The following is an 18,640-nucleotide window of genomic DNA, read 5'->3' as shown; positions in this document are numbered from 1 at the left end:
GAGAAGGGAGACGGTCATGCCCGTACTAACAGCGACGAGTGCCCTGGTCGGCGCCATGGTGCTGCTCGGTCTCTGGAGTGGCAGGCGGTGGGGCCGACGACGCAAGCGCGCCCTCGACGCCGAGGCCCGCAGGTTCCGCATCCGCCGAGGCAGGTAGTTCCCTGATCGCGGCCCTGCTGCTCCCCTGCTCCCACAGCAGGGGGACACATCGCTCCCCTCCTCCTGGGGTTCACCAGGAACCGGCGAACGGGTGGAAGCCACGGCAAGGAAATGCTTCTGGGACCACAGGCGGATGACGTGGCGGCGCTCACCAGCAACAATAAGGGCTGATGCCCTCCCGGCCGACGCCGGGAGCCCGGCCCACCGGCGCCCCAGGGAAGGACCCCACATGCCAGCCGCCATGTCCTCAGACACCGCAGACACCGTCCCCTCCCCCACCGGCTCATCGGCCAGCCCGCTGCTCGGCCTGGACGGCGAGCCCCTGCGCATCGGGGTCCTCACCTCCGGCGGCGACGCCCAGGGCATGAACGCGGCCGTGCGGGCCGTGGTGCGCACCGCCATCCGTCTGGGGGCCAGGCCCTACGCGGTCATGGAGGGCTGGGCCGGGGCCGTGGCCGGGGGTGACGGCATCCGTCCCCTGGAGTGGGACTCGGTGGGCTCCATCCTCCAGCGCGGCGGCACCATCATCGGCACCGCCCGCTCGGCCGAGTTCCGCGAGCGCGCCGGCCAGCTGGCGGCCGCCCGCAACCTGTTGGAGCACGGCATCGACCGGCTCGTGGTCATCGGCGGCGACGGCTCTCTAACCGGCACCAACGAGTTCCGCAAGAACTGGCCCTCCCTGCTCGAGGAGCTCGTCGAGACCGGTGACATCAGTGCGCAGACGGCCGCCTCCCACCCCGTCCTCATGGTGACCGGCCTGGTGGGCAGCATCGACAACGACCTGGTGGGCGCCGACATGACCATCGGCACCGACTCCGCCCTCCACCGCATCCTGGAGGCCATTGACGACATCTCCTCGACGGCCGCCTCCCACCAGCGCACCTTCGTCGTGGAGGTCATGGGTCGCCACTGCGGCTACCTTGCCCTCATGGCGGCCGTGGCCGGGGGCTGTGACTACGTCCTGGTCCCCGAGCTCCCCCCGGGCAAGGACTGGGAGGAGGACATGTGCTCCAAGCTCAAGGCGGGCCGAGAGGCCGGGCGCCGCGAGTCCATGGTGATCGTCGCCGAGGGCGCCACCGACCGCGAGGGCAACCGCATCACCGCCGACGACGTCCGCCAGGTCATCGCCGACAAGCTGGGTGAGGCCGCCCGTGTCACCATCCTGGGTCACGTCCAGCGCGGTGGCCGCCCCAGCGCCTACGACCGCTGGATGTCCACGCTGCTGGGCTGCGCCGCCGCCCGCGAGGTGGTGTCCATGGATCCGGGCAGCGAGCCGGTCATCATCGCCGAGCGCCACAACCGCATCCGCCGCCTGCCGATGATGGAGCAGATCGCGGCCACCCGCGCCGTCAAGGATCTCGTGGCCGCCCACGACTACCTCGGGGCGATCCAGGCCCGCGGGGCGAGCTTCGGCAGGATGCTCGAGCTGTTCGAGACCATGTCCACGCCTCCCGCCGAGCCGGCCACTGACACGGGATCGACGCCGTCGGCCTCCGACCGCCCCAAACGGGTCGCCATCATCCACGCCGGCGGCCTGGCCCCGGGGATGAACACGGCGGCGCGTGCGGCCGTGCGCCTGGGCATCGACCACGACTTCACGATGCTGGGCGTCTACGGCGGCTTCCCCGGCCTGCTGGACGGCGACGTGCGCGAGCTGACGTGGGCCGACGTCGAGGGCTGGGTCGGTGACGGTGGCGCCCAGCTGGGCACGCGCCGCGAGGTGCCCACCATTGAGCAGCTCTACGCGCTGGGCCGGGCCATCGAGCTCCATGAGATCGACGCCCTGCTGGTCATTGGCGGCTACAACGCCTACCTGAGCGCCTACCGCCTGGTCACCGAGCGGGACCGCTACCCCGCCTTCCAGATCCCGATCGTGTGCGTGCCGGCCTCCATCGACAACAACCTGCCCGGCTCCGAGCTGAGCATCGGCACCGACACGGCCCTCAACAACGCGGTGGTGGCGCTGGACTCCATCAAGCTCTCCGCGGCGGCCTCCCACCGCTGCTTCGTCGCCGAGGTCATGGGCCGCAAGTGCGGCTACCTGTCCTTGATGTCGGGCCTGGCCACCGGCGCGGAGAAGGTCTACCTCAACGAGGAGGGCATCACGCTGGCGGGCCTGGCCGCCGACTCCGAGCGGATGGTGGAGTCCTTCCGCTCGGGACGCAGCCTCTACTTGGTGATCCGCAACGAGCGGGCCAGCGTCAACTACACCACCGACGTCCTGGCCCACATCTTCGCCGAGGAGGGCAAGGGCCTCTACGACGTGCGCGAGGCGATCCTGGGTCACCAGCAGCAGGGAGGCAGCCCCACGGCCTTCGACCGGATCATGGCGACCAAGCTAGTCGCCCACTCCCTGGAACTGCTGGCCTGCGCCCTCAAGCGCGGTGAGCCGACGGCCTCCTACGTGGGCCTGATGGGGGGCAAGGTCTCCGACCAGCCCCTGGACCGCATGAACGACGACCTCGACCGCGACCACCGTCGCCCCCGCCACCAGTGGTGGCTGGGTCTGCGCCCCGCCGTGGGCCTGGTCAGCCAGGACATCGGGACCCTGACGCTTCAGGACGTGCCCGACTTCGGTGAGGCGGTCGACGACGCGGCCAGCTGAGCCACCAGCCTCGGGAGCCGAACGGCCGGGTATGGTGCCTGGCGTGCGCGCGCTGATACGACCCCGGTTCCTTCTGGCTGCCGCCGTGGCGGGAGTGACCGCGGGCCTCATCGGGATCGCGATGGCACTGCTCCTGGAGCTCTTCGAGTCACTGTTCTACGGCGTCTCTCACGGCGGGCTCCTGGAACGCCTGGCCACCGCCCCGCCCTGGCGGCGCGCGCTCGCCCCGGCCCTGGGCGGCCTTGTCGCCGGCGGCTCGTGGTGGTGGCTGCGCGCCACCGGCGGAGTGGCCGACGTGGAGACTGCGGTCGCGGACCGCAGCGGTCAGGCGGCTGCCCGGATGGGGCTGACGCGTCCCTTCCTCGACGCCGTCACCCAGGTCCTCACCGTCGGCGCGGGCAACTCGGTGGGCCGCGAGGGCGCCCCGCGTCTGGCCGCCGGGGCGGTGGCGGCCAGAATCGCCACCCGCCTGGGGATCGGCAGGACCGAGGGCGCGATCCTCATCGCCTCCGCCGCCGGGGCGGGACTGGCGGCCATGTACAACGCGCCGCTGGGAGGGGCCGCCTACGCAGTCGAGCTCATCATGGTCGCCGGGATGCGACGGCGCGGTGCCCTCGTGGCGGTACCGGTGTGCCTCATCGCCACGCTCGTCTCCTGGCTGCACTCCCACGGGCACCCCACCTTCGAGATCGCCTCACCGGGGCTGTCGTCGGGGACCGTTCTCGGGCTGGTCCTGCTCGTGCCCGTGGCCGCAGCAGTCGGTGTGGGGGCGAGGCGACTGTGGTCGTGGATGCTGGCGCACCGGGTGCGCGTCCCCCGGTGGCTGCCTGCGGCGATCGGTGCGGCGGGACTGGTCACCGGGCTGGCGAGCCTGTGGGTCCCGGCGATCGTCGGCAATGGGCGCGACGCCATGGAGATGGCTGTGGGTACTGGCCTTCCCGGGGCCTCGAACAGCCCTGTGGGAGCGGGCCTAGTCCTGCTGGTGGGCATCGTGGTCCTTAAGCCGGTCCTCACCGGTCTCACGCTCGCAGCCGGTGCCACCGGCGGCAGGCTGGCCCCCTCCCTGGCCGCGGGCTCGAGCGCCGGAGCCGCCCTGGCGATCGCGCTCGACGCCTGTGGGGTGCAGGCCAGCGTGGCGGTCCTGGCACTGGCGGGGGCCGGCGCGGTGCTCGCCACCACTCAGAGGGCCCCCGTCTTCGGGATCGTCTTCACCTGGGAGCTGGCCCGAGCCGGTGCCTGGACGCTGGTGGCTCTGTTCGCCGTCGTCGTGGCGGTCACGCTGCTGACTTCCCCCGCCTGGCATCGCACCGTGGTCTCTTGGTTGCGGACCTCACGGAGTCGGTAGCCGGACCCGCCTGCGACGTGTCAGGGTCATTGATTCAACCGCACGAACATATACTCCTGGGCGGATCGCAACCGGCAGCCAGGTCTCCATCGGAATCACTATGGATCGTCTCCACGACGCCGCACCACCTCGTCACGCGCTACAGCCCAGCGCGGCCGACGCCTACGCCTTCGAGATCGGACGGCCGGCCGCCTCTGAGGGCACCGCCCTTGCCGCCGTCGCCCTGCTGGCCGGCGCGCCGGCGCTGGGCACGGCCCTGGCGCTCCTGCGGGGGCCGTGGATTCTCATGCTCGTCCTCCTTCACGTCGGCGGGCTCGCCCTGTGGTTCGGACTGTCCGGCCGAGACTGGCGCGACCTGCTGACCGGCGGCGGCATCCGCAGCAGAACCGTCCTGTTCGCCACTGGCGCCCTGGGCGGAGTCGCCTTCGGCGGCCTGCACACCTGGATGGGGCCGACGGGTACCGGCCCGCTGTGGAAGCCAGAGATCACCGCCTCCACGGTGCTTCACGCCCTGGTCTTCGCCGTCTTAGTCGGCATTGCGTATAACGCGATCCCCGAGGAGATCACCCTCAGGCGCACCCTGTTCTCACCGATACACGAGCGCTACGGGCCAGCGGCTGCTGTGCTGATGACGACGGTGTCCTTCACCGCCCTTCATCTGCCGACCTGGCTGACCTCCGACACCAGCCTCAAGGGCTACGCCTGGCAGATCCTCCACAAGGTGCTCTTCGGGCTGCTCGCCGGCTGGTCGGTGGTGCGGCTGCGGTCGATGTTCTTCGCCCTGGGCCTGCACGTCAGCGGAAACACGCTGGGACTGTTCATCGGCCAGCTCCAGAGCGAGAACCTGCCCGACTTCGAGCTGTCGTGGCTCAACGCGGCGATCCTGCTCACCGGCGCAGCCGCGGTCGCCGCCCTCATCCGCCTCCTGGGCCGACGTAGAAGAGTGCCACCACCAGTCTTCTAACCAGCGAGAAGGGCATCATCAATGGCTTGGCGAAGAAACTCCGACCGGCTCTTGCCGTTACGCTCAGCATGCGCATCGATGGCCTGTAAACGCGAAGCAGGTATGCGGAAAGAAATAGTCCTCATCTCTTCCTCGTACAAACGAGGACGACCCTGCACTACAGGACCAAGCCGCCCCTTCCAGTCACCTGCCTCATAGTCGGCAGCCAAGGAATCAAGCTGCTCATCAGTCACCCCGAAGGCGGCGTTCATCTGATCGCGGTTCATGATCTCCTCCTGTCGATAGATAGTTCCTTGAGAGTCTTTTTCGAGGGCGGCGTCATAGCATGATAAACAAGCCAGTCTCCACGCCCATTATGAACAGCAACCATCTCCAGCAACCGCCCCTTGACGTCCACTCCCACTGAAACCCATGTGCGAGAGTCGTCCACCCGAGGCGCAGAACGGATCGCATGCTTCCAGGCGGACTCACCCTTGGCAAGCAGCCCTCTGCGCTCAGTCCTTGATCGTGAGGATCTCGTTGACGTCGACGCGGCTGGGGGCGAAGGCCGCCAGCGCCGAGTCTGCGGGATGGCCCAGCGCGATCCCGATCGCGACGATCTCATCGGCTCCGATCCCCATGGCCTCGCGCACCTCGTCCGGGTACATGACCAGGGCGTAGGCGTTGATGGCGCCAAGGCCCTTGTCGGCAGCCGCCAGGACGAGCATGGTGGAGAAGGCCCCGAGGTCGTGGAAGGACCACGGGGTGGACTCGACCGGGATCGTCACGTACAGGGCCGCCTGGGCGTTGAACAGCCGTCCTTGCGATGCCTGGAACTCCTGGACGCCCTCGCCCAGCTGCGCACCGATCTGCTCGCCGAGCGCGGCCATGTTCTCCTGGGTGGTCGCAGACCACTCTGCACGAGGCTTCACCGGGAGGTCGGCGTTTCCCTTCCTGCCGGCAGCGACGTCCGCAGCATGGTGCTTCTTGATCCCGGCCAGCGTGGCCCCGGTGGCCGCATAGACCCGCCAGGGCTGGGAGTTCACCCACGACGGCGCCTGCTGGGCGGTGCGGACAATATCGACCAGATCCTCCTGGGAGACGGGCTGGTCGGTGAAGTCTCGCACCGAGTGACGATTGGCGACGACCTGGCTGAACTCCATGGTGCTCCCCTACTTCCGAAATCCGCGGGTTTGTCCACCGAGGCCAACGACCGGCCGGCCAGCACTATTCCAGTTGGGGCCGCCGGGTAGGCGCGAAGCGCCCCCAACCTCCTCAGGCCCGACGGCGCAGCAGGACCGAGTCCCATCCCGGTAGCGCCTCCGGCAGGCCCGCGTGGGTCGAGCCGGGCTGAACGTCCGGATCGGCGGCGCGCAGCACCTGCTCGGCCCCGCTCCACTCCCCTAACTCCAGGTCCTCGGCCGCGAGCGCCGCCAGCAGGCCGCCATGACCGGTCAGGGGCAGGTCCTCGCGGGCGCACTGGGCGATGAGCAGGAGTTGCTCGACGCCGCCGCCCTGGGCCTCAGGGGCGCGCCACTGGCGCAGGATGACCCAGGCGGTGGGGTGGTCGGCCGCCAGGAGTCGGAAGGTGCCCAGGGCGAGGGCGTCGTCATCGTGCCGCAGGGCGATGAGCTGGCGGTAGTGCTCGAAGACGCTGCCGGGTACTCCCACCTGGGCGGCGGCGTTGACGGTGCCGTGGTCGGGGGCCAGGGCGATCCAGGGCTCGCCGGTGGTGAACCCGGCCTTCTCGCTGCTGTCCCAGTGGACGGGGGTGCGGGCGTTGTCGCGGGAGACGGGGGCGATGCCAGCCAGGACGGCGGCCGGGTCGTCGCCGGCGCGGACACGCTCGTGGAAGTGGTTGACGGACTCCAGATCCCGGTAGTCATCGATGGAGCGGAAGACCGTGTTGACCATGCCCAGCTCCTCGCCCTGGTAGATGTAGGGGGTGCCGCGGTGGGCGTGGAGGATCGTGGCGAGGGTCTTGGCCGAGCGGACGCGCCAGGCGGGGTCGTCGTCGCCGAAGCGGGAGACGGCGCGGGGCTGGTCGTGGTTGTCCCAGTAGGCGGAGTTCCATCCCTTCTCCGCGCTCACGGCGCCGTTGGGGGTCGTGTCGGGAGCGAGGGCGGCCTGCCAGTGGGCCAGGTTCTGCTTGAGGGTGACGAGCTCGAGGGGCTGGGGGTCGAACTTGCCTCCGGGGCCGTCGGTGAGGCTGACGTGCTCGAACTGGAAGACCATGTCGAGCTCACCTCGGGCGGGGTCGGTGTAGAGGGCGGCCTCGGCGCTCGTGGCCCCGGGCATCTCCCCGACGGTCAGGACGTGGCCGGGCCGCGGTGCGAGGACCTGCTGGTTCATCTCGCGGAGGAACTCATGGATGCGGGGGCCGTTGGCGACGACGGCGAAGGCGTTGCCGTAGAGGTCGCCCTCGCCCTGGGGTGCGTCAGTGAGCGGGTAGGTCTTGGAGATGAGGTTGATGACGTCCATGCGGAAGCCGTCGACGCCGCGGTCCAGCCACCAGGTCATCATCTCGTGGATGGCGCGGCGCACCTGCGGGTTCTCCCAGTTGAGGTCGGGCTGCTTGGGTGAGAAGAGGTGCAGGTAGAACTCCTGGCTCTCCTCATCCCAGGCCCAGGCCGACCCGGAGAAGGCCGATCCCCAGTTGGTGGGCTCGGTGCCAGGCTGCCCGGGGGCGAGCCCGTCAACCTGCCGGGCGGGCCGCCAGATGTACCAGTCGCGCTTGGGGTCGTCCTTGGAGGAGCGGCTGGCGGTGAACCAGGGGTGCTCGTCGCTGGTGTGGTTGACGACGAGGTCCATGACCAGGCGCATGCCGCGACAGTGCAGTCCCTCGATGAGGGCGTCCAGGTCGGTCAGGGATCCGAAGAGGGGATCGATGTCCTGGTAGTCGGAGATGTCGTAGCCGTTGTCGTCCTGAGGGGAGCGGTAGACGGGGCTGAGCCACACGACGTCGACACCCAGCTCGTCAAGGTGGTCCAGGCGGCTGGTCAGACCGGGGATGTCACCGATCCCGTCGCCGTCGGAGTCAGAGAAGGAACGGGGGTAGACCTGGTAGACGACGGCGCGGCGCCACCAGTCCGGATCGTCGCCGACATGGTGGGCAGAGACAATGAGGGGCGCGGGAGAGGTCACGGGCGACTTCCTTCCTACCGGACAGGGGATGCGAGGAAAGCGGGCCGGGTGCGTGAGGGCCTTCCCCTGCTCCGCCGCCAGCGCTGACGGGGCCTTGCGGGCCGGTACCGATTGTGTCAGAACCCGCCCGAGAGGAGGGCCGATTAAGATGAGGTCTCGCGCCTCACTCGGGGCGCCGCCTCTCCCACCGCTCCCTGCGATGACTCCTGCTGTGAAAGGCCAACCGTTGGTTTCTCCTCTCCGCGATGCCCCTGACACTCCGCGCCCGGCCGCAGCCCGCCCTGAGGCGGTCATCACCGGGACCTCGTCGGAGGAGTCCCGCTACCGGTTCACGGTGCTCACCTCTCGGCTCATCCGCATGGAGCACTCCCCCACGGGCGTCTTCACTGACGCCGCCACCCAGCTAGTCGTCAACCGCGACCTGGGTGAGACGCCGTCGTTCCGGGTGGTGCACGGCCAGGACCGCGTGGAGATCATCACCGAGCACCTGCACCTGACCCATGTGCCCTCCCTGGGATTCTCCCCCGCCGGGCTCAGCGTCAGGCTGCGTTCGACGGCGCTCCACGCCCACGGCGGCACCTGGCACCACGGCGACGTGTGGGACCCGGCCGAGACCTTCCCGACAAACCTGGGCGGCACCACCCGCACCCTTGATGAGGCCGACGGCGCCGTCGCCCTCGGTCCGGGCCTGCTGAGCCTCAACGGCATCACCGCCCTGGACGACTCGGCCTCGCTGCTGCTCACCCAGGACGAGTGGGTTCAGTCCCGTGAGCCCGGCAACCGCCTGGCCGACGGGGCGCAGGACCTCTACGTCTTCGGCTACGGCCAGGACTACCGGGAGGCACTGCGGGACTTCTTCCGCCTCACCGGGCCGAGCCCCCTCATCCCGCGGGCGCTGCTGGGCAACTGGTGGAGCCGCTACCACCCCTACAGCGACCAGGAGTACCTGGCGCTCATGGACCGCTTCACCGCCGAGGAGCTGCCCTTCTCCGTGGCCGTCATCGACATGGACTGGCACGTCACCGACATCGACCCGGCGATCGGCACGGGATGGACCGGCTACACCTGGAACCGGGAGCTGTTCCCCGACCCGGCGGCCTTCCTGGCCGGCCTGCACCAGCGGGGCATGCTCACCACGCTCAACGTGCACCCGGCCCAGGGGGTGCGCCGCCACGAGGAGGCCTATGAGGAGGTCTGCGCCGACCTGGGCCTGGATGCGAGCACCGGGGAGGACGTGCCCTTCAACATCGCCGACCGGGACTTCGTGGGCTCCTACCTCTCGCGCCTCCACCACCCCCTGGAGGACGAGGGCGTGGACTTCTGGTGGCTGGACTGGCAGCAGGGCGGCTCCACGACGGTTCCCGGCCTGGATCCGCTGTGGATGCTCAACCACGTCCACTACCTCGACTCGGGCCGCGAGCGCCCGGCGGCCGACGGTGGCGTGGAGCGGCGCCGACCGGTGACCTTCTCGCGCTTCGCCGACGCCTCGAGCCACCGCACCCCGGTGGGCTTCTCCGGGGACACGATCATCAGCTGGGACTCCCTGCGCTTCCAGCCGCGCTTCACGGCCACGGCCGCCAACATCGGCTACTTCTGGTGGTCCAATGACATCGGCGGGCACATGCTGGGCGGCAGCGACGACACGATGGCGGCCCGCTGGTTCCAGCTGGGCTGCTTCTCCCCCATCAACCGCCTGCACTCGTCGAACTCAGGCTTCACCTCCAAGGAGCCGTGGCGCTACTCGCGTGACGCGCGCGCCACGATGGAGGCGCACCTGCGGCTGCGTCACCGGCTGGTGCCCTACCTGTACACGTGGGCGCGCCGCTCGGCAGGTGAGGGCATCGCTCCGGTGCGCCCGGTGTACCACGACCACCCGCGTGAGCTGGCCGCCTACGAGCACCGGGGCAGCTTCTGCTTCGGGGACCTGCTGGTGGTGCCCTTCACCTCCCCGCTCGATGGGACCACCGGCCTGGGGCGGGAGCTGACCTGGCTGCCCGACGGCGTCTGGTACGACCTGCCCACGGGGCGCCGCTATGAGGCCACGACCGGCGGGCGCGGGCGCATGCTGAGCCTGTCGCGTCCCCTGGACCGGATCGGGGTGCTGGCCCGGGCCGGCTCCGTGATCCCCCTGGCCGGGAACCTGACGGAGGCGGCCGGGGACAATCCGCGCGAGCTGGAGATCGTCGTCGTGCCCGGCGGCTCGGGGAGCTTCACCCTGGAGGAGGACGACGGCTCGGCCCAGCCCGGGCAGGACCAGATCGCCCGCACCCACATGGCGCTGACCTGGCCCGAGGCCGAGGAGGAGGACGGCGCCGACGTGGTGCTGCGCATCCGCCTGGAGGGGGCGGCCGAGGTCGTGCCGACCTCGCGGCTGGTGACGGTGCGGCTCCTGGCCGGCCAGGTGGCCGGCGCCTGGCTGGGGGTGGGTGAACGGGCGCGCCGGCTGGCCACCGAGGAGGTCAGCGGTGACGGCTTCACCCTGGGGGCCGGGACGCTGGTGCACCTGGAGGAGCTGAGCCGCCAGGAGCTCATCGACGGCGTCCAGCTGGTCCTCCGCGGCACGAAGCACTCCCCGGCCGACTGGCGCGAAGAGGTCCACGCGCTCCTGGACGGGGCGCGAGTGGAGTACATGGCCAAGGACCTGGCCTGGGACGCGGTGCAGCGGGGCCTGAGCGGAACCGCCCTGCTGGGTGAGCTCGAGGCCCTGGGCCTGCCGGAGACGCTGCGGGCGGCCGTGGCCGAGGTGCTCCCCCACTCCTGAACAGGCTCCGAGCGCCGACTCTGGCGGGTCGGCTCGAACCGGCCGACGGGCGTGTCGGGCCGCCGCTAGGCTGCTGGGTATGAGTGAGACCCCCGCCCCGCGCTTCCCGGAGGCCGAGCCCTACTTCGTGGGCGACGAGCGCACCAATCGCGAGCGCATGCTCGCCGGTGACTGGTACGTCGCCGACGACCCCGATAGCGCCAGGATCGCCGCCCACGCCCGCACAATGCTCCACCGCTTCGAGCGGGCCTTCGCCGAGGGCGAGGAGGACTGCTGGGATCTGCTGCGCTCAGCGATCCCGGGGCTGGGCAACAAGGCTCACCTGCTGCCGCCGGTGCGCGTGGACTACGGGGACAACATCGCCGTGGGTGAGGGGACCTTCGTCAACTACGGGCTCGTGGCCCTCGACGTTGCCAGGATCAGTATCGGCGCACACTGCCAAATCGGCCCGAACGTCCAGCTGCTCACGCCGGTCCACCCCCTGGAGCCGACTCCGCGCGCCTGCTCCCTGGAGGCGGCCGACCCCATCACGATCGGGAACAACGTGTGGCTGGGCGGCGGGGTCATCGTCTGCCCCGGTGTGACCATCGGGGACAACTGCGTCATCGGCGCGGGATCAGTGGTCACCAAGGATGTTCCCGCCGGCAGCCTCGCGGTGGGCAACCCGGCCCGCGTCCTGCGACAGCTGGACGACTCCACCTTCGGCCCCCGCCATCAGCACCCGCCTCAGGAGACGCCGCAATGACCCCCGAGACCTTTTCCGACCTGGCCGCTTCCCGGCACTCCGTGCGGGACTTCCGGACCGACCCCGTACCGCCTGAGGTCATCGAGGAGATCCTGGAGGATGCCTGCCAGGCACCAAGCTGGTCCAACACCCGACCTTTCATGGTGGCGCTGGCCACCGGTGAGCAGGCGGACCGTCTGCGCGCGGCCTACGTCAAGGAGTTCGACGCCGCTCTCCCCCTCCAGCACAAGGAACCCGGGGCGATGGCCCGCCTGGCCCTGAGCGACAAGGCGCCCGACGGCGACTACCCGACCTGGGCGCCGTACCCCGCGGACCTGCTGCCCCACTCCCAGGCGGTTGGTGGCCGGCTGTACGCGCACATGGGTATCGGCCGCAAGGACCGCGAGGCCCGTGACGCGGCCGCCCGCCGCAACTGTGAGGCCTTCGGCGCCCCGGTCATCGGTTTCGTCCTGGTCCACGAAGGCCTCATGCCCTTCGCCGCGCTCGACGCCGGGATCATGCTGCAGACCCTGTTCCTGTCCGCCAAGGCCCATGGCGTCGACTCCTGCCCCCTGGGGGTCCTGGCCACCTGGCGCCGCCCCTTCGACGCCGAGTTCGAGGCGCCGTCGGACTACCGCCTCATCACGGGCTTCGCCCTGGGCTACGCCTCCGAGGCCCCCGTCAACGACTTCCGGGCCGAGCGGCGCCCCGTGCGCCTGGTGCCGAACCGCAGCTGATCCGGTTGCGGTCGGCTCGCGCCGTCACCGCCCGAGATGCTCGACGTCGCGGTCGTACCTTGAGCCTCGCGTTCGAGGGGTAGAGGGTACGACCGCGCTCCCTATGGTACGAACACACAGTGCTCCGTCCTGGATTCGTGACCGATCCTAGGCCGGCTGTGTGCCGTCCAGTGCGGCCTGAGGCGGGCGGCGCCACCGCGGCGGGACGACAAGCCCGCGCCGGCGGACCGCCAACAGCATGGCCACACCGGCCGCGGTGCACAGCACGACCGCGACGACGGAGGCCTCGATCCCCATGACTCCGCCGGTGAGCAGGTCAGGGCCGGTGAAGCGGGCCTCGATGAGTCCGCGTCCCGACCCGATGCCGGAGATGTCGGAGCCGAAGATGCCGCCCTGGACGAAGTTCCAGGCGGCGTGCAGCCCGATCGCCAGCCACAGGCGACGGGTGAGCAGGTAGCAGGCGCCCAGCAGGATGCCCGCCTCCAGCGCGATCGCCACCGCACCGAAGACCGTCGCATGGGCATTGCCCAGGTGAGAGATTCCAAAGAGGAACGAGGTGATGGCCAGCGCCCACCAGGTCCCCACCCAGCCCTCGATGAGGCGCAGCAGAATCCCTCGAAACAGAATCTCCTCGGTGAATCCGGCAAGGACTCCGGCTCCTAGACCGGCGAGGATCCCCGTGCTCCAGCCGACGTCCACCACGTGGTAGGAACCGAGCAGGGCCAGAACCGCGATGACGGCGCTCATGAGCAGCGCTCCTATGGCCAGGCCGACCAGGAACTCGCGCAGTGCTGCCCCACGCCCGCCCATCTCAATGACAGGCCGGCCACCGACGAAGTGCACCAGCAGCCAGTACCCGAGCAGGGCCAGCGGTGCACCGAAGATAGCTATGACGAATAAGGCTTCCGGCAGGGAATCAAGCCGACCGTTAGCCGTCAGGTGCGCGAATCCGGTCATCACTGCGAGAATCCCGGCGACGAGTTGAACGACGAAGATCATCGGAATTCCGAGAAGAAGCTGGAGCCAGCCGAGCCGCTCCGCCTTTCGCGGAGGAATGCGCCACTGGGGACTGGCCGGGACGAGCCGGTCCAGGAGGCGAGGAGCCCGCGGCTCCACTGATGAAGTCGGGAAGGAGGCCGGGGCGTTCATGACCCCAGTGTTTCCTACCCACCGATCGCCACGCCTCCCCCGCCAGGAGGAACCGGCGGCCCGCTACTTTCAAGCACTGTCCCAGATACCGCGCGGGGCTGATGGCGGATGGTGTCGTCAGATCTTGGCGACGGGGGCGTAGCGCAGGATGAGGCGCTTGGTGGTGGGGGCGCCGTCGATGACGAACTCGACGCGGGCGGTCAGGGACCTCCCCTTGCCCTCCAGGCCGACGACGGTGCCCACCCCGTAGGAGTCGTGGCGCACCTGGTCGCCGGTCCTCAGCCCGGCGACGGCTGCGGGCAGGTCCTCCGAGGCGGCAGCGCCGGCCGGTGAGGAGTCGCCATGCTTGCCGCGGGCCTCGAGGCGGGCGGAGGTGCGCTTGGCGGCACGGTCCTGGGCGGTCTCCACGCGCCCCAGTTTGCCCGAGCGCTTGGTGCCTGCGCCCACGGGTGGGGCGAAGTCATCGTCGTCGGAGTAGGAGCTCTGCCGGGAGGAGCCTGAGCGCCGTCCGCCCGAGCCGAAGCCGCCCTCGCCCCAGCTGCTGCCCCAGCCGGTGCCGCCGCCGCGCAGCGCCTCCATGGAGGAGGCCAGGCGCTTCCAGTCGATGGTCTCATCCGGCACGTCGTCGAGGAAGCGGGAGGCAGGCATGGCGTTGGCGGCTCCCCAGGCCGAGCGCACGGCGGCGCGGGTGAGGTAGAGGCGCTCGCGGGCGCGGGTGAGGGCCACGTAGGCCAGACGCCGTTCCTCAGCGAGCTCGGTCTCCTCGGCCAGGGAACGGCTGTGGGGGAAGGTACCGTCCTCCATGCCGGTGACGAAGACGACCGGGAACTCCAGGCCCTTGGCGGTGTGGACGGTCATGAGGGTGATCTGGCCCTGCTCCTCGGCCTGCCGGGCGTCCTCGTCCTCCAGGTCGGCGCTGGGTGGGAGCTGGTCGGAGTCGGCCACGAGTGAGACGCGCTCGAGGAAGTCGGCCAGGGTGCCGTCGGGGTTGGCGGCCTGGAAGTCGCTGGCCACGGAGTGGAGCTCGGCGAGGTTCTCCACGCGGGTGGCGTCCTGGGGGTCGTCACTGGCGCGCAGCTCGGCGAGGTAGCCCGAGGCGTCCAGGGCGGAGTCGAGGATGTCGGCGACGCCGTCGCCGGCGGTGACCATGTGGCGCAGGGTGGTGAGCAGCTCGTGGAAGCCACGCACCTGGTTGCGGGCCCGGGTGGTCAGGCCCTCGACCTCGGGCGGCTCGCCGGCCCCGGTGGTAGAGGGGGCCTGCCCGTCGGTGTTCTCGGTTCCGTCCGTCTGGGCATCACGGGGGGCTCCGGCGGCGTCGGCGACGGCTTGCCCGAAGGAGACGGCGTAGCGAGCAGCGTGCTCGGCCAGGGCGCCCTCGGCCTTGTCACCCAGGCCGCGTTTGGGGACGTTGAGGATGCGGCGCAGGTTGACGTCGTCGTCGGGGTTATCGACGGCGCGCAGGTAGGCGATGGCGTCCTTGATCTCGCGGCGGTCGTAGAAGCGGGTGCCGCCGATGACCTTGTAGGGCTGGCCGGCGCGCATGAAGGCCTCTTCGAGGGCACGGGACTGGGCGTTGGTGCGGTAGAAGACGGCGACGTCGCGAGGGCGTATGCCGTGCTCGTCGGCCAGGCGGTCAACCTCCTGGCTGATCCAGCGGGCCTCGTCGTGCTCGGAGTCGGCGACGTAACCGGTGATGGGGGCGCCGTCTCCGGCGGCGGTCCACAGGTTCTTCTCGCGCCGGCCGCTGTTGCGGGAGATGACGGCGTTCGCGGCCGAGAGGATGTTCTGGGTGGAGCGGTAGTTCTGCTCCAGCAGGATGGTGCGGGCCGAGGGGTAGTCCTCCTCGAACTCCTCGATGTTGCGGATGGTGGCGCCGCGGAAGGCGTAGATGGACTGGTCGGAGTCGCCGACGACGGTGAGCTCGCCCGGTGGCAGGGCCGAGCCTGCCCCGGAGGTGCCGGGGCCGCCGACGAGCTCGCGCACGAGGACGTACTGGGCGTGGTTGGTGTCCTGGTACTCGTCGACCAGGATGTGGCGGAAGCGGCGCCGGTACATCTCGGCCACGGCCGGGCGGGTCTGGAGCAGGGAGACGGTGCGCATGATGATGTCGTCGAAGTCCAGGGCGTTGGCGGCGCTCAGGCGCTGGGCGTAGGCGCGGTAGACCTCGGCGAGGTGGCGCTCGAGGGGGTTGGAGGTGACGGCCCGCTCGGCGAACTGGGCCGGGGTGATGAGCTCGTTCTTGAGGTCGGAGATGCGGTGGGCGAAGGTCTTGGGGGTGAAGCGCTTGGGGTCGATGCCCAGCTCGCGCACGATGAGGGTGATGAGGCGGGTGGAGTCGGCGGCGTCGTAGATGGAGAAGGTGGAGCGCAGACCGGCGGCCTCGTGCTCGCGGCGCAGGATGCGCACGCAGGCGGAGTGGAAGGTGGAGACCCACATGCGTTCGCCGGCGGGACCGACCAGGGCGGTGACGCGTTCGCGCATCTCAGCGGCGGCCTTGTTGGTGAAGGTGATGGCCAGGATCTCGCCGGGGCGGGCGCGTCCGGTGGCGATGAGGTGGGCGATGCGGTGGGTCAGGACCCGGGTCTTGCCCGATCCCGCGCCGGCGATGATGAGCAGGGGGGCGCCGGCGTGGGTGACGGCAGCCTCCTGGGCGGGGTTGAGGCCACGGATGAGCTCGGCCGGGTCTGAGACTGTGACGCCCCAGGCCGGGCCGGTGGGCCGGCCCGAGGGCGCGGCGCCGTCGACTCGGGCGCGGGCCGCGGCGGCATTGGCCTGGGCGCGGGCGACCAGGGCGGAGACCTCGTCCTGGCGCTCCTCCCAGGTGGGGGCTGCGGCGGACTCGTCCTCAGGCGGTGGGGCGTCCTCGGGCCCCCAGTCCTCCTCCGGGGCCTCGACCTCGGCCCAGGAGTCATCGTCGAAGGAGCCTGCGGCGGGAACGAGGGCGGGCAGCGCGGCCTCGGGCGGCGGCGTGGCCGCACCGCCGGAGCCGGGCATGGGCAGGGCGCCGAAGAGGGAGTTCATCGCGTTCATCGTGAGGCCAAGCCTAGGCCAGGCCACCGACACGTTACGTACCTCAGTGATAACACTCCCTGGCCGAACACACAGCATCCACCCGTCACACTCGACCGACTCGAATCCACAACATTAAAACTTCCTCTTTACAACATATACCCACGAACTCATTATATGTTCCGGCCGCGCCCACCACCCTAAGAGATCGCCTATCCGACTACAGAACCATCGCAGGAAAACTTCGCCCTAAATAATATTTCATCAGCACAACAGACTAAACCGCCCAATAGAATATCACCTAAATGACGTCAGCAATTCATCAATCTCCTTAACCTCTGGTCGCACTAAATTTTTCACGTCATTAACTAACACAATAACGAATCCGACCGACACAAAAGTCACGGCGAACATAAACCACCACCAACTCCGACTCCAGAGGCCACTCAAGATCGAAGCGGAATACAGGATCGGCAGGAACAAACTAGCGAAGAATGCAAAGAATGATGCAGCAGACCTTGAGACGGAAGCCCTCCTAGGATCCAAGAATCGCTCCCCAACGGTCACACCCAAAATTATCTTGTCTTTCTTCCCTTTGTCATGATAAATAAGCCCCTCGGGTGCCGCTTCAGCAATGAGTTGCTCGTAAACCTCACAGACATAAGAGTGGCCGGCATTCATCCCAACAATAAGCGAATGGTACGACAGCATCCCCCAAGGCAGCATAGCAGCTAAAGCCAACCAGATTGGCGGAACTCCACTAGGATCACCAACAACTATGGCAACAAAACCCATCGTCCCGACTATAAACCCCAACATATTTGTTGAAGCCCCATATATTGCCGAGCAATCCGCGCGCTGCGCAGCATACCCAGTCAACAACACATCAAGTTGCGGTGACTTCGACGCCGACTCGGACCCAACACTACTTCCACCGGAAATCGATTCCATCCCAGGACCTCCAAACAACTTTAGAAGAATCTCTATATCACACTCGCACAACACAACCCTCTTGGTGACCACCCCTAATCCAAACACGCCAAGGAACCCTAGGCGCCTAGAGTACCCCCAAATCCTGTAGTTGTCACGATTTTTAACATACCTGCCAGACATCTCCAGAAAACCAAAACAAGCAGGACGTCACATGGGAGAAATAATAGACACCACCTATGTAACATAGGTTATATATGACAGTGAATTTACAAAGTTAGACAATAATTCGCCACCAGAACTACTGCGAGATGCGCACACGTAGTGCACAATCAAAGAAGTTCTTTAAATGGATGGAAGGAGCCGAGATGCGCACCATTGCTCTGTACACGACCGAGACCATGGCGGACTGGGAGTACGCCTACCTCACCACTCAGATCGCGGGCGCGGAGCAGCTCAAGCCCAGGCGCTTCCGGCTGCTGCTCGTGGGCGACGGGCTCGAGCCGGTGCGCACGCTGGGGAACCTTCCGCTGGCCCCGGAGGCCGACCTCAACGCCCTGGACGCGCTGGCTGAAGAGGGATCCCTCGCGGCCCTGGTCATTCCGGGAGGGGACCACTACGCAGCCGGGCACGACCGGCTCATCGAGGCCGTCGGCAGCCTCCTGGAAAAGGAGATTCCGGTGGCGGCCATCTGTGGTGCCACGCTCCTGCTGGCACGGGGCGGTTTCCTGGACGATCGCGGCCACACCTCGAATGCCTCGGTCTTCCTGCAAACCAGTGGATACCGAGGTGGCAATCACTACGTGGAGACGCCGGTGGTTACCGATCGGGGTGTCACCACGGCCTCAGGCATTCATGCGGTTCCGTTCACCGCGGAGGCCATGCGGATCACCGGGCTCGTGCCCGATGCGATGGCCCACGCCTGGGAGCAGGTCTTCCTGAGCGCCCGGGAGGACGACTACATGGCGCTCATGGAGGCGACCTCCGCCTGGCAGAACAGCTGAGAGGACACGGGTCAGCGCTTGCCTCCACAGAACAACGAGTCACTACGACACACCCCCTGGCATCAGTGGCAAGCTGCGGCCGCTCGACTAAGCGACCTCTCCCTGAAGGGACCACAGAGCCCACCCAAGG

The 18,640-nt window shown here is 68.7% G+C and carries 14 protein-coding genes; 8 read left to right on the top strand and 6 right to left on the bottom strand.

What is annotated here, in order from left to right; all coding sequences use genetic code 11:
- Positions 1–16: 16 nt before the first annotated feature.
- From AXE84_RS13025 to AXE84_RS08445, 4 genes are all read left to right on the top strand, one after another.
- The gene (locus AXE84_RS13025; RefSeq protein ID WP_167542051.1) at positions 17–157 is read left to right on the top strand and encodes a hypothetical protein; all 141 of its coding nucleotides are present in this window, start codon (positions 17–19) and stop codon (positions 155–157) included.
- Between the two features lie 231 nt (positions 158–388).
- Positions 389–2,764 (top strand): 6-phosphofructokinase, encoded by a 2,376-nt coding sequence (locus AXE84_RS08455; protein WP_208854551.1) that lies wholly within the window; start codon positions 389–391, stop codon positions 2,762–2,764.
- A gap of 43 nt (positions 2,765–2,807) precedes the next feature.
- A complete protein-coding gene (locus tag AXE84_RS08450; protein ID WP_060958217.1) occupies positions 2,808–4,109 on the top strand; it encodes a chloride channel protein in 1,302 nt (433 codons plus the stop codon).
- A 100-nt stretch (positions 4,110–4,209) separates the two neighbouring features.
- Positions 4,210–5,073: a CPBP family intramembrane glutamic endopeptidase gene (locus AXE84_RS08445; protein ID WP_060957564.1), complete on the top strand. Its 864-nt coding sequence runs from the start codon at positions 4,210–4,212 to the stop codon at positions 5,071–5,073.
- Here AXE84_RS08445 and AXE84_RS08440 read toward each other — a convergent pair.
- The 3 genes from AXE84_RS08440 to AXE84_RS08430 all read right to left on the bottom strand — a co-directional run bounded on the left by AXE84_RS08440 (position 5,070) and on the right by AXE84_RS08430 (position 8,196).
- Positions 5,070–5,339 carry a ribbon-helix-helix domain-containing protein gene (locus tag AXE84_RS08440; RefSeq protein WP_003786792.1) on the bottom strand — a complete coding sequence of 90 codons (270 nt, stop codon included), beginning with the start codon at positions 5,337–5,339 and terminating at the stop codon, positions 5,070–5,072. The genes AXE84_RS08445 and AXE84_RS08440 overlap by 4 nt on opposite strands.
- A gap of 228 nt (positions 5,340–5,567) precedes the next feature.
- Complete coding sequence (locus AXE84_RS08435; protein WP_060957563.1) at positions 5,568–6,215, bottom strand: nitroreductase; 648 nt, start codon at positions 6,213–6,215, stop codon at positions 5,568–5,570.
- Between the two features lie 112 nt (positions 6,216–6,327).
- On the bottom strand, positions 6,328–8,196 hold the full coding sequence (locus tag AXE84_RS08430) for an alpha-glucosidase (protein WP_060957562.1): 1,869 nt from the start codon (positions 8,194–8,196) through the stop codon (positions 6,328–6,330).
- 226 nt (positions 8,197–8,422) lie between these two features.
- On the opposite strand from AXE84_RS08430, the gene AXE84_RS08425 reads away from it, so the two are divergent.
- The 3 genes from AXE84_RS08425 to AXE84_RS08415 all read left to right on the top strand — a co-directional run bounded on the left by AXE84_RS08425 (position 8,423) and on the right by AXE84_RS08415 (position 12,418).
- Entirely contained in the window at positions 8,423–10,957 is a 2,535-nt protein-coding gene (locus AXE84_RS08425) for a TIM-barrel domain-containing protein (protein WP_060957561.1), read from the top strand.
- Positions 10,958–11,036: 79 nt separating this feature from the next.
- The gene (locus AXE84_RS08420) at positions 11,037–11,702 is read left to right on the top strand and encodes a sugar O-acetyltransferase (RefSeq protein ID WP_060957560.1); all 666 of its coding nucleotides are present in this window, start codon (positions 11,037–11,039) and stop codon (positions 11,700–11,702) included.
- The gene (locus tag AXE84_RS08415) at positions 11,699–12,418 is read left to right on the top strand and encodes a nitroreductase (protein ID WP_060957559.1); all 720 of its coding nucleotides are present in this window, start codon (positions 11,699–11,701) and stop codon (positions 12,416–12,418) included. Before AXE84_RS08420 ends, AXE84_RS08415 begins: the two co-directional genes overlap by 4 nt.
- Before the next feature lie 147 nt (positions 12,419–12,565).
- Here the strand turns inward: AXE84_RS08415 and AXE84_RS08410 are convergent, their stop codons facing one another.
- The 3 genes from AXE84_RS08410 to AXE84_RS12935 all read right to left on the bottom strand — a co-directional run bounded on the left by AXE84_RS08410 (position 12,566) and on the right by AXE84_RS12935 (position 17,527).
- Positions 12,566–13,567 carry a CPBP family intramembrane glutamic endopeptidase gene (locus AXE84_RS08410; RefSeq protein WP_060957558.1) on the bottom strand — a complete coding sequence of 334 codons (1,002 nt, stop codon included), beginning with the start codon at positions 13,565–13,567 and terminating at the stop codon, positions 12,566–12,568.
- A gap of 117 nt (positions 13,568–13,684) precedes the next feature.
- Positions 13,685–16,597: a UvrD-helicase domain-containing protein gene (locus tag AXE84_RS08405; protein WP_060957557.1), complete on the bottom strand. Its 2,913-nt coding sequence runs from the start codon at positions 16,595–16,597 to the stop codon at positions 13,685–13,687.
- 276 nt (positions 16,598–16,873) lie between these two features.
- Positions 16,874–17,527, bottom strand: coding sequence for a hypothetical protein (locus tag AXE84_RS12935; RefSeq protein ID WP_150116265.1), 654 nt, complete (start codon positions 17,525–17,527; stop codon positions 16,874–16,876).
- A gap of 347 nt (positions 17,528–17,874) precedes the next feature.
- Between AXE84_RS12935 and AXE84_RS08400 the strand changes: the two genes are divergently transcribed.
- Positions 17,875–18,510 carry a DJ-1/PfpI family protein gene (locus AXE84_RS08400; RefSeq protein ID WP_060957556.1) on the top strand — a complete coding sequence of 212 codons (636 nt, stop codon included), beginning with the start codon at positions 17,875–17,877 and terminating at the stop codon, positions 18,508–18,510.
- The last annotated feature ends 130 nt before the right edge of the window (positions 18,511–18,640 follow it).

The sequence above is a fragment of the Actinomyces oris genome (genome assembly GCF_001553935.1).
Classification (GTDB): domain Bacteria; phylum Actinomycetota; class Actinomycetes; order Actinomycetales; family Actinomycetaceae; genus Actinomyces; species Actinomyces oris_A.
The sequence above is the reverse complement of the archived record's forward strand: the minus strand, read 5'-3'. Positions and strand labels throughout refer to the sequence as shown.